Origin of the sequence: Parabacteroides sp. AF14-59 (assembly GCF_003479515.1) — a bacterium.
In the GTDB taxonomy this organism is placed as follows: Bacteria; Bacteroidota; Bacteroidia; order Bacteroidales; family Tannerellaceae; genus Parabacteroides; species Parabacteroides faecis.
Genome location: NZ_QUHH01000002.1, coordinates 48761 through 61403, shown reverse-complemented (window position 1 = coordinate 61403; position 12643 = coordinate 48761). Strand labels below are relative to the sequence as shown.

Genomic DNA, 12643 nt, shown 5'->3' with positions numbered 1-12643 from the left:
AACCCGGCATTAACCCAGCCCGGGGATGCCTTGTTTTACCTTTGTTGCATCAAAGATAAAGAAATTAAATCAGAGAGAATATGATACGCAAATGTTTTTTATTAGCAGTCGGTATATTGCTTACCGGAATTATGGTGAAAGCGCAAGTCGTTAGAGGAAAAATAGTTGATGCATCACAAGTACCGATAGAGGCTGTGACGGTGGTGATGCAGACAATCGATTCTACATTTATAGATGCTGTCATAACAGATACGGAGGGGAATTTTACGTTGAAACAGAATCCGGACAAATACCGTTTGATCTGTCAGCATTTATTATTTCGAACTCAAATAAGAGAATGTTCAGGACCGGATGCCGGAATTATAACAATGCAGGAGCAGGACTATGCACTGGCTGAGGTAGTGATCAAAGGAGAACGTCCGCAGGTGAAGGTTGAAAACGGAGCGCTTGTATATGATATGACAGCACTGGCCGAAAAATCGACAGCCGGTAATGCATACGAATCGATCCTTCATCTACCGGGAGTCATGGAACAGAATGAAAATATCAGTCTGGCCGGAGCTGGGGATGTAACGGTTATCCTGAATGGAAAACCTTCTTCGATGACGACTGAACAGTTGTCCAATCTATTGAAAAATATACCTGTTTCTGATGTGGAAAAAGCAGAAGTGATGTATAATGCACCGGCAAAATATCGTGTCAGGGGAGCCGTGATCAATCTGGTCCTGAAAAATATGAAATCTGAAGATCCCTTTGTACGCGGAGAAGTAGGAGCGGGATATAGCCAGGCCCACTATGCCAATGGCAACGGACATGCGAATCTATCTTTTGTAGGTAAGAAACTGTCTGTTGATATCCTTTATTCTGCCGGATATAATAAGAGTATTCTCAATAATGATATCCTGTCTCATCATAAGATTGGAGATAAAATATATGATATAGAGCAATATAATAAGGGCGAACGTTGTAACCTGACACATAATATGCGTGCAGCTTGGGACTATCATTTATCGGAAAACAGTAATTTGAATGTGGCGTATACTTCTGCAATCACTCCGGATAAGAAAGCCGTAGAAAAGTCATCCGGTAATTTTTCCGAATCTCTAAACAGTAAGGCCGGAGATGAACAAATGCATAACGTGAATATGGATTATAAATCCGGCTTCGGATTGAATGCTGGTCTGGATTATACCTACTACGCTTATCCGACGACTCAGGACTATACCAGCCGGAATGAAAGTTCGGTACAACGTTTTTTGACGGATGCCAGTCAGACGATCAATCGCTGGAATGCTTATGTCGGGCAGACACATACTTTGCCGGATGACTGGGAGTTGAATTATGGAATCAACTTTACATTTGCAAAAGATAAGAGCCTGCAGGTTTACCGTCCGCAGGATGGTTCCGATATGTCCGCGATGGATACCTATACAGACCTGAAAGAGGAAACTTATAATTTTTATGGAGGTGTTGAAAAGTCTTTTAATGAGAAGGTCTCTTTCTCGTTGTCAGTAGCGGGCGAATATTATAAATTGATGGATTATAAAAAGTGGGCGCTTTATCCAACTATGCAGTTAAGCTATGCTCTTTCCGGCAACCATATTTTCCAGCTGGGATTTTCTTCCGATAAGACATATCCCGAGTATTGGACCATTCAGGAATCGGTCAGTTATATGAATGGATATACACTGCTTTTGGGTAATCCGGCTTTACGGCCGTCTACCGATTATACGGCAGAACTGACTTATATTTTGAAAAGTAAGTATATGTTCAATGTATATTATAGTTACATAAAAGATCTGTTTACCCAACTGGCCTATCAGAGTCTGGATAAACTAGCTTTGATTTACCAGGCAATCAATTATGATTATGAAGAAAATTATGGAGCAACGATAACTATACCTTTCTCTGTCGGTAGTTTCTGGAACTCGCAGGTCACTTTAGATGGTTCTGTCTTCAGGGATGTTTGTAATTCTTTTCATGATATCAGTTTTGACCGGACTAAATTCCGGGGAATAGCTATGATGAACAATACGTTTAAACTGTTTACGAAACCGGATATCCGACTGGAACTGAATGGAATGTATATGTCTTCATTTATACAGGGCTTGTATGATATTTCCTCTGTATGGAAAGTAGATGCCGGATTAAAATGGACTTTTGCGGATAAGAAGGCGGAGTTGAGATTGAATGCGAACGATCTGTTCGATTCATACGATCTGAACTCTAAAGTGAATTACAAAGGACAGAACCTGATAATGAATCAGCGACGTGATAGCCGGAGTCTTTCAGTCTCTTTTGTTTATAAGTTCGGAGGTTATAAAACGAAGGAACATAAATCGGTCGATACTTCCCGGTTTGGATTTTAGCAGAGATATCGTTAAAATTCGATTGTTTTCTTTTCCCTCTCATTTTTAATGGTAGAGTTTCGTTCAGGGAATTTACTGTAACCTCGACCAAAACGGAAAGATAATTTTAGCAGGAACATATTGTTGTATGATTCCAAATGGCGGCAAGTATTTTCTTTGTAAAGTGAAGTATCCAGTACCCTCAGTTGGTTACGTCTGATGCCTGCTGAAATGGGAGGGATGTAAGAGAGTACCAAGGATAACCGTTTATCCCAAAATGACTTATTAACAGATATCAGCCAATTGTCTTTATCGACCATTTGATATCCTTGGCTGAGTATCTGTTTTTTCATGTTCCGGTAATATCCGATTTCGAAACCGAAGGATTTGACAGGATGGTAATAACTTATTTCAGAATTAGCAAGCCATCCGTCCGGTTTTTTTTTGATTTCGGCATTCAACCCTTCTCCGAGATAATATGTCACTATATTCTTGAAACGGACATATTTACCGATGGGTTGATCATAAGTAATTTGAAGGCTATATTCTCTCATGTTTATATTACTGAAAGACCTGTATAGCTTATATCCCTTTTCGATATATAATTCACTGCTCTCATCATGGATATAATCAAATGCAGGAGTAATCGTTACCCGGTCTCCTAATGAAACCCGAAAGGTTATGTTATGCCGGATGGCGGATTTCAATTCAGGGTTTCCTATTTGTGTCAGGAAAGTATCGATAATCAGGCTCATGGGGCTAAGCTGGTATAATGAAGGATAATGCTGGTTTGTTGAATAACTTGCGTTTACGTTTATGTTTGTATTAATATTGAGATTTGCCTGTATGTAAGGTAAAATCCGGGTATAGTTACTTTTTATATCCCTGTCGTATGAGTTTATGTGTTCGATAGCTGCCCCGATTTTAGTTTGGAATTTCCTTGAAAAATTGAGCATCATGTATGTAAATGCCTTATTTCGGTATTCCCGGTAGTTTAAAAAACCTCTGCCGTGACTACTCTCCGAGCCATACATTCTCCAGGCATTGGAATATCCCAGGTTTATCGACATTTGAGGGGATAAGATGTATTTTCCTTCAATATTGAGTAGGGTGTGATTTTTATATTCATTATACATATCCTGAGCTATATAATTTGAGGCATCGTTCTGGTCGTATTTGTTTTTGATATCGTTGTAGTAATAGTTGTATGAGAAATCAGTGTATAACCGGAAGCGCTCACCGATCTGTCCCTGGTAAAACAGTGTGCCGACAAAAGTATAGTCAGATGTGGCGTTTTCAGTTGAGTTTTTGATTGTACGTCGGTTCTCGTTAGTTATATCCGTGCGTTCCATGGTGTATATCAGGTTTGTTTCTGTTTTTCCTGATACATAATCGCCTTGGAAACTAATTGTTTGCATCGGCGTGATCTGGTAATTGATTCCGGTTGTGATGGTATTGCTCTTACGTTTGTACAGATCGTTGGGCGTGTTTCCCGGAGTTTCCGATAAAAGTTCTATGCCTCTGTAGGTAAGGTTTTTGGATACAGGTAAGTTTTGGTTTTCTTTACTATGGAAATAGGTTGTATAAAAATTGATTTTATCATGTGTGTAACTCATTCCGGCTACAGGCCGGTTCAGAATCCATGGCTCGCTTCTGTTTAATCCGGAAAGGCTGATCGCTGAAAAATTGGAAGAGTAGATCTCATATCCCCGATAATCTTTATTCAGAATGAGATTGATGATGGCTGTATAATCGTCGGATACGAAACGACCGGATGGCCCGTTGATCACTTCTACAGCCTGTATTCTACCAGGCGACAGCTGTTTGATATAGTCTTGTGACTGTTGTATTCCATCCACTAGCAGTAATATCTTCTTACTTCCGTTGACACTGAGAGTATTGGCTACTTTATCAAAATAGAGACCGGGTATTTTATGCAATAAATCTTCCGTATTAACAGCATCCCTGCACATGTCGGAGGTTATGAGATAGCTGTTACGGTCTATTTTATGGCGGACTTCATTTGCTGTAACAATTGTTTCAGCCAGTGGAATTGTAATCGTTTTCAATAGAAATTTACCCAGGTTCGTCCCGAATGGAGAGATATCGTCGGTTATTGTTTCATATCCCAGGAAGCTGATTCTGATCTTTTGGGGAGATTCGGAAACCGGGAGTTTGAATATCCCTTTTTCATTTACTATTCCTGTAATTAAGCTGTGGTTGTTTGCATTGAGTAAACTTACTGTTGCGAATGTCAGAGGTTCTCCTGTTTCCCTGTCCGAAACGGTTCCGGTGAAAATAACTTGTTTATGATGTCCGGATAGTTCGGTGTATACATTTTTGTCTGTAATTTGCTTATCTGACGGAATGATAATGTATACATGATTTATTTTTTCAACTTTGAACGGCTTGTTGTTTAGCAGATAATAAAGGGCCTCCTCCGGATTCCTGAATGTTTTCGAGACAGATATGTTGTAAGCGGATAAAGCTTTGTTATCAAAGGATATTTCTATTCCAAGCATTCCCAAAACAGCATTTAAGGGTTTATTGGTTACGGATAGCTGCATTTCCTGTGAAAATGTAGCTATCGTACATATTAACTGTATGAAAATGATGATAATTGATTTTTTCACTTATTCTATGCTGAATTTGATACCAAAAGGTTTACCAATGATTTTAAGTACTTCATCCGGTTTTGTGATCCTGGAAAAATTACCCGTGTAGACATATCCCGTCGGAAAGTCTGCTTTTACCCGAATATTATATTGACGTTCTACCTCACTGATCACTTCAACCAGTGGGACTCCTTCAAAAACAAATTTGTTTTCTATCCATGCGACCGATTGACTTGTATGGATATTTTCTTCAATGGTCAGTTTACTGTCGTGATAAGTTAATTGCATGTTCGGGTCGAGGGTTGTCACTTTATCGAGGGTTGCCACTTGCACTTTTCCGGTCAAACAGGTAACGCGGTATTTGTCCGGACGTGAAAATACATTGAAGCTGGTTCCTAATACATTCACCTTGTTCTGGTTTGATTTTACTGAAAAGCGTTTTCCTTGCTTGACTTCAAAGAAGGCTTCCCCTTCAAGCTCTACATTTCTCGATACAAACCATCGGTAAGGTTTATAAGTAAGTCGACTGTCGGCATTGAGATTTACTCTGGAACCGTCCGGGAGTGTAACAAGAAGGTGTGATCCCCGTTCTGCAATTTGGGTTACACTGTAAGATTGGCTGATTATGGTTCCGGTTAAAATTACTACCAGAAGGATCACAGCGGCATATTTCCCCAAAGAAATATGCCGGATCTTCTTTGAAAGCGGAACATTTTCAAGGTCGGCAAAAGCTTCCTTCCAGATATCTTCTTTGCTTTTGCTCCAGCGAGGGATTATTTTAATTTTCTCCGGTTTCATTTTTTCGTTTTTGTTAATAATGCTCTCTTTAGAAATTGTAATGCTGAGTTCATCCGTTTTTCAACCGTTTTGATACTTATATCGAGGCGTCCGGCAATTTCGTGATATTTTAATTCGTCGTTCCGGCTCATCAGGAAGACAACACGTTGTTTTTTTGGCATCTGTTCCAAAGCTCTGGCATAGGATGAGGCCAATTCTTTGAATAGAATTTCGTCTTCGGGTGACAAGTCTGGTTCGTTATCGTAGATCATTTCCTGTTCAAAATGGTTACGGCTTGTTTCTTTTCGGTAAGCACTTATGACCATTTCATTTGCTATTTTATATAAAAGGGCTTTCAGATTGTTTTTATGTAATTGTTCTTTTTTCTCCCATACTTTCATGAATATTTCTTGTGCCATATCCGAAGCCGTGTCGATGTCACCGCATCGATAAAATATGAAGCTCCGAATGGCATCGAAATATGTATCGAATAAGAGTTTAAACTCCTTTTTACTTAGCATTAAGCGAACAGGTTGTCGTTGATCTATTTTTTGTACTTATTCACTTTTTTCATATACCGGATAAATTTACCCCATTCATTTGCAATGGCCTGCATATTCTTATCACGTGCTTTTTGTATTTTATCCTGAGGTTTTAGAACGGATATTTCAGGGTAGCCATCGTTTATATAAAATTTATTTTCAGTCATGTTGTAATATAATACCGGAGAATTGTAAATCTGGGAATTGATATCTGTGACCTTGATAGTCGAAAATAAAAAATCGTCATCCAGATAAAATTTGATATCGGTATAAAATGAAATAGATTTTTGCAGATAGTAATTATCTTTGAACCGGATCTCGTTCGTTGTTTCATTGAACCAGAGGATATCATTTCCCGTAAGGATAATTTGTTCTACGGATTCACTGATTGATTTCATACCGGCAGATTTTGTATCTGCTTTTACCATGAGTGTGGAGTAGCTGTCTTCCGGGGAAGGATTTTGCTCATCATTTGTACAACTGCTCATAAATACAGTAAAAAGCAATACAGATAGAATTAAAGAAACCCCTTTCATATTATGCATATTATTAATGGATTAAAATTACTACATCTTTTTGAAATAGTAACCGCATGAGTTCTGATATTCCCTATGTTGTCTTTCGTGATTTAGTATCCTTTAACTGTTTTACCATGATCAGGCATGGATGATGAAATAGTCGTGACTATTTTTTTACCATATTGGCGGACGGTCCAGTATCTGAACTTTCATTTGTACCTCAGAGCTTGCTCCGATAAATCCAAGGCCGCCTGTTACATTCTGCGGAACGATAACGGGTTCCATAAATGTATCGTTATAATTCTCTGAATCCAGACAGTTCATGGCGCGCATATAGCGGTAATCTGCTTTGGTGATGCTGAGAAGGTGGATGATGGCGTCTGTTTGTATACGTACTGCCTCATATCTGTTATTGAAATCGTAGAAACGCGTATATACATTCAGGGTGTAGGAGCCGTTTTCGAAACGACTGTCTGTGAATATATTGCGTACATTTTGGATTGTCATATCCAGGATGCCGAATTCATCGTCGTCGGCAGTAGTCAGATGACCGTCGGTCAGTACGATATCTTCCTGGTTGATGATTTCCGGATAAGATATATCGAAAGGTAGCGAATCCCTGATACCGGTTTTTAAATCTACTGTATAAGACTTTTCCCCTATGGCTAACTGATAATAATTCCTTTTGCCGGGCAGATCATCGAATGTAATCCTGTACCGTATACAGTCGGCCATGTAATATCCTATTTTAATTTTAGTAAGAAGGGTATCTATCCGCATGATCTTTTCTATAGGTTGGGGAATCTCTACTTCTGCCCATGCGTTATATTGACCGTCTTCAGCAGTAGCCTCCAGACGTACATGGTCGCCCGGATGAAAAATGGTTTGCAAGCGACATACTTTCATGCTGTCGCTGGAATTCCATAGAACTATTTTGGACTCGGATACTTCTTTTTTTTCATTATTGACATAAACTGTGACGGAGCCATTGCTTACTAATGTCATCTTTTCACTATCGATAATATATAACTGTACTTCGTTTTCCTCCTTCTCAGCTTCCAGGATGGCATTCATTAATAATTGCGGTTTCTGGTATTTGTCGTTGAACGGTATTTCGTTCTCACAAGCAGAGAAGAGCACGATGCCAAGTAGGAGTAATATGAATAAATGCTTTTTCATATCTGATATCTTTAAAATTTGAATGTATAAGTTACTGCCGGAATACAAGGAAGCAAGGTCTGTTTGATCAGTTTGGTATTCCGTATCCATTTGGTTTGTATGGTACCATGTTCATCCATATAATCCTGTCCGATGAATTCCTCTTCCTTGTAGACCAAATTAGGGGTCATTGCATTGTAAGCGTTGTAGACCGATATGCTCCAGGTTTGTGTACCGCGGCGAAGTTTCTTGTGAAAATTGACACTCAGGTTCAACCTATGACTGACGGGCAAGCGGAAATTGTTACGATGGGCAATATAATCGATCATGATAGGGTTCCCGATGGAAGAGAGTACGCCGGTACGTTGATCGGCAATCGTAGCTGTTCCTCCGGTATTGAATATCCAGGTTGCTCCCATATCGATCCGTTCGTTGAACCGGTGATTGAGGCAGATATTTATATTGTGGCGACGGTCATATTTATAAGGGAAACGTTCGCCGTTATTGATACTGCCGTCTTTAAACCTACGATCGCTTTTAGCAATCGTATAGGCAAGCCAACCCGTTGTTTTTCCGACTGTCTTCTGGGCGAGTATTTCCAACCCGAAAGAACGTCCGCGTCCCATTTCCACCTTTTCCTGCCAACCTCCGGAGGTGCCGAAGAAAGAAGCTCCGTCCTGATATTCCAAAACGTTATGCATATCTTTATAATATCCTTCCAGTGAGAACTCCCAATCTTTTACACCTGTATAATATCCGCCTATGGCATACTGGAAGGAACGCATCGGACGAATATGTTTGGTGACGGGGACCCATAAATCTGTCGGTAACGAGATAGGGGATGATGATAATAAATGTACGTATTGCTCCATCTGGGTAAAAGAGCCCTTTATCGCAAAATCATTACTGAACCGGTAGCGGGTTGATAAGCGGGGTTGAGCCGATAAATACCCTTTCCCTTGTGTGTAGAAGAGGGAGAAATGGACACCGGCATTGAAACTAAGCTTGTTGCCGATATTTAAATTGTCTTCCGCATACAATGAACATTCGTAACCGTGAAGGTTACTGTTTGATGAGTCATTATAAACCGTATCTTGTGCTGTAGAGCCATTTTCAGCTTCCTTTACACGGGAAGTTGTCACTTCCGGTCGGAACGTGTGATACAGGTATGCTCCCCCGAATTTGATATGATGGTCTGGTGTCGGTGTATAATCGAAGTCCGTCTGGAAACTTATATCATGTATTCCGGAGCGATAATCGGAATTATACACATAGGATTCGTTATGATCGGTTTTTGTTTCCTCGTTTTCATTTGTGCCCGTGACCTCTCTTTTGTAGCTGTCTGCCATCGACATCTGATAATGATTGTAAGCGACTGTGGTGTTGCTGAACAGTTTATTATTAAATACATAGTTCCAGCGTCCTGCTGCGATCGTATTTCCCCAGTTAAAATTGATTTCACTGTTATAGAAATGCATTCGCGGACCACCATTATAATCATCATATTCTTTATCCTGTTTGTAGTCGTAATGGTCTTTCCCCTTGTAGAAACTCAGGAAGAGACGACTGCGGTCTGAGAATTTGTGGTTCACTTTCGCATTGATATCGTAAAAGTAATAGTTGTATTTTTTGTCGTCCGGCAGGAACGGTCTTGCTATCAGGTCCAGATAAGTGCGGCGTCCGGTCAGGCAGAAAGATGTTTTATCTTTAATGATTGGTCCTTCCAGATGCAGTTTACTGGTCAACAGACCGATGCTGACTGTCCCGTGATAGTTCTGCATATCCCCGTCGTTGGTACGGATGTCGACAATGGATGATAACCGCCCCCCGTAGCGTGCAGGGAAAGATCCCTTGAAGAGAGTGACTTTCTTCATGGCTTCCGGTGTGAAAATCGAGAATACTCCCAGCAGGTGATCGGCATTATAGATAGGTATGCCATCCAACAGGATCAAATTCTGGTCGGGACCACCTCCACGCACATACAAACCGCTGAAGCCTTCCACACCTGCCTGTACTCCGGGCATCAGCTGGATCGTTTTCAATAAATCGGCTTCTCCCAGGATAGCCGGTGTATTGCGGATCTGTTTCATAGGGATGTCTATCGCTCCCATTCCGGTAGAATGAATACCGGCTTCTCTCTTTTCTGACAGGACAATCACTTCTTCCAGCTGGTTGTTGCTCATTAGACGGATATTCAGCAAGGTATCTTTTTCCAATCGGAACCGGCATGTCTGCTGTTCGTATCCGAGGTAAGAGAAAGAAAGCTCCGTGTTTCCTGCCGGAAGTGTGATGCTGTAAAATCCAAAAGGATTGGTGGAGGTTCCTGTTCCCTGATATCGTTCGAAGATGTTGGTTCCGATCAGTGTCTCTGAAGAGATACCGTCCGTCACGTAGCCGCTGATCGTATATTTATGATTGGCTGGCTTTTCTTGTTCATGCAGCAGGATATATTTTCCTGAGATCTCGAAAGTGACAGCTTCATTCTCAAATGCTTTCCGGAGAATTTCACTGACAGTTCGCCGGGACATGTTTAGTGTGACAGGCTTTTTGAGCTGTATCTTCTCTCCATAGATAAAGGAAAAACCTGTAGAGTCTTCCAGTTGCTTTACAAATGTATCTAAAGATGCGTTCCGAATGCTGAAGTTAATTCGTTCTTCTTTGTTCTGAGCATCGAGAGAGTTGTTTCCCAGAGTCATCCACAGCAAAAGTATAAGACTGATGCGGAAGAAAGGGGTATACATGAAATGGTTCATAACTTAGTTAAGTTTAGTGCTGATAATGATCGTATCGTTTGTCTTTGTATAATTGAAGTTACCGGCTCCCTTCAATAGGTCGAGCATCTCTTCCAGGCTTTCACCATTGGTAAAGTTTGCCCGTATGCGGTAATTCCTGAGATTGGGGTCGGTTATTTCTATTTTTACGTTGAATGCATGCGATAGTTGCCGGATAATTTCCTGCAACGGCAGGTAGTCGAATTGGAAATGACCGTTTCGCCAAATGATCTCATTGCTGCTTTCTGGATTTATTTCATGTTCGAGACTTTTCCGTACCCGGTTGTAGACTGCACTTTCGTTAGGGGAAAGGATAAGTTGCTCGTTTTCTCCCGGGATACTGACTTTAACGGAACCTTCAAGGAGGGTTGTCCGTACTTCCGTATCTTTGGGATAGGCTTCGACATTGAATCGGGTACCTAATACTTGTACATCGACGGATTCCGCTTTCACGATAAATGGATGTCTTTTATCTTTCTCTACATTAAAATAAGCTTCACCGGTCAGTTGAACTTCCCTTTTATCTCCCCTGAAATGAGCGGGAAAGCGAAGTGTGGAGTAGCGGTTCAACGTAACGACGGACTGATCGGGGAGAGTGATCTCCTGTATTTCCGCCAATGTCGAGATTGTCTGTATGGAAGTGGATCGTACATAATCATATGTATACCAACCCGCCAGGCAGAAGAGTATGGAAGCCGCCACACTTCCGGCAATACGGAAGAACTTTATTTTCCCGGTTGTGGAAAAAAGACGTTTTTCCAGTATTCTCCAACTCTTTTGGGCTGAAAAACGGCCTCTCGGCGAGCGTGTGGAAGCAACCAGCTGGTCCAGTATCTTGTCAATATCTTTGTCTGTAGTTGTCATTCTTTCTTTCTTTATTTATTTGATTATCGGTTTCACAAATAAAGACAGGAGAATGTATCGAAACTCACTATGGCTATTGGGTGAAAAAAGGTTAAGATTCGTTTTAGTCTTCGTCTGTATTCAAATAGCGTGATAAGATATCCCGTAGCCGGGTGACAGCTTTTTGTAATTGAACATCGACGGTATTGGTACTGATCCCTAATTCTTTGGCAACCAGGGCATAGGATTGTTTTTCTTCCCTTATCCGGATGAATATTTCCCGGCACCTTTCCGGTAAGCGGTCCAAAGCTTTGACATAATGGGAGAAAAGTTCTTCGGTGATCAGGGTTTCTTCCGGCGAGTATTCCTGACCGGGCACGGTGTCGGATAGTTCTTCCGTGCTGTTCTTTCGTCGTTGTTCTTTTTCCAGATAGTTCAGTGCCGCGTTCTTTACAGTAACAAAGAAATAATCTTCCAGATTTGCGATCGTACGTAAAGATTCCCGCTTTTCCCAGATTTTCATGAATACATCGAGAACGACTTCTTGTGCCCATTCCTCTGTTTTCAGATAATAGTAAGCGATGCGAAAGAAACGGTCAAAGCATAGATCATAGAACTTCCTCAAGGCTGTTTGAGAATCTTCTTCCTGCATTTGTCGTAAATATTTTCTGATCTCTTGCTCTGTCATGCGATTTTTTACTCTGATCCGTGGCTGCAAAGATACTTTTTAATCAATAAGTATGACCTGCTGCAATAAAAAAAGGACTTATTCTGAAATAAGTCCTTTTTTATTTATTTTTTATTCATCTTCTCCAATAGGAGAGAGGCACATTTGAAATGTACAATTGTTCGCGGTGTAAGTTGGATCACATCGCCATTTCTCGGATTTCTTGCCGGACGGCTTGTTTGCAGACGCGGTTTGAAAGATCCGAATCCTGGGATAAATACGCGATCACCGGCTTTAGTCTTTTCGGCAACCATTTCGGTGAAAGCATCAAGTATAGTTGTTATATCCCGTTTGCTTACTGTTGTTTTTTCTGCTAATTCGTTAATTAACTGACTTCTGTTCAT

General features: G+C 40.7%; 10 protein-coding genes. 1 reads left to right on the top strand and 9 read right to left on the bottom strand.

From position 1 onward, the window contains the following. The first annotated feature begins 80 nt into the window (after positions 1-80). Positions 81-2369 (top strand): outer membrane beta-barrel family protein, encoded by a 2289-nt coding sequence (locus DWW23_RS02500; protein WP_122351722.1) that lies wholly within the window; start codon positions 81-83, stop codon positions 2367-2369. 11 nt (positions 2370-2380) lie between these two features. Here the strand turns inward: DWW23_RS02500 and DWW23_RS02495 are convergent, their stop codons facing one another. The 9 genes from DWW23_RS02495 to DWW23_RS02455 all read right to left on the bottom strand — a co-directional run bounded on the left by DWW23_RS02495 (position 2381) and on the right by DWW23_RS02455 (position 12643). After that, entirely contained in the window at positions 2381-4981 is a 2601-nt protein-coding gene (locus DWW23_RS02495) for a TonB-dependent receptor (protein WP_147382581.1), read from the bottom strand. Further along, positions 4982-5761 (bottom strand): FecR family protein, encoded by a 780-nt coding sequence (locus DWW23_RS02490; RefSeq protein WP_122351720.1) that lies wholly within the window; start codon positions 5759-5761, stop codon positions 4982-4984. Then, positions 5758-6261, bottom strand: coding sequence for an RNA polymerase sigma factor (locus tag DWW23_RS02485; protein WP_122351719.1), 504 nt, complete (start codon positions 6259-6261; stop codon positions 5758-5760). Before DWW23_RS02485 ends, DWW23_RS02490 begins: the two co-directional genes overlap by 4 nt. A 23-nt stretch (positions 6262-6284) precedes the next feature. Next, a complete protein-coding gene (locus tag DWW23_RS02480; RefSeq protein WP_233564248.1) occupies positions 6285-6827 on the bottom strand; it encodes a hypothetical protein in 543 nt (180 codons plus the stop codon). 147 nt (positions 6828-6974) lie between these two features. Further along, positions 6975-7979 carry a DUF4249 family protein gene (locus DWW23_RS02475; RefSeq protein ID WP_122352004.1) on the bottom strand — a complete coding sequence of 335 codons (1005 nt, stop codon included), beginning with the start codon at positions 7977-7979 and terminating at the stop codon, positions 6975-6977. 11 nt (positions 7980-7990) lie between these two features. Further along, entirely contained in the window at positions 7991-10711 is a 2721-nt protein-coding gene (locus DWW23_RS02470; RefSeq protein WP_122351718.1) for a TonB-dependent receptor, read from the bottom strand. Between the two features lie 3 nt (positions 10712-10714). Continuing rightward, complete coding sequence (locus tag DWW23_RS02465) at positions 10715-11593, bottom strand: FecR family protein (protein WP_122351717.1); 879 nt, start codon at positions 11591-11593, stop codon at positions 10715-10717. Between the two features lie 103 nt (positions 11594-11696). Continuing rightward, positions 11697-12260, bottom strand: coding sequence for an RNA polymerase sigma-70 factor (locus DWW23_RS02460; protein ID WP_122351716.1), 564 nt, complete (start codon positions 12258-12260; stop codon positions 11697-11699). A gap of 104 nt (positions 12261-12364) precedes the next feature. Beyond that, complete coding sequence (locus DWW23_RS02455) at positions 12365-12643, bottom strand: HU family DNA-binding protein (protein ID WP_122351715.1); 279 nt, start codon at positions 12641-12643, stop codon at positions 12365-12367.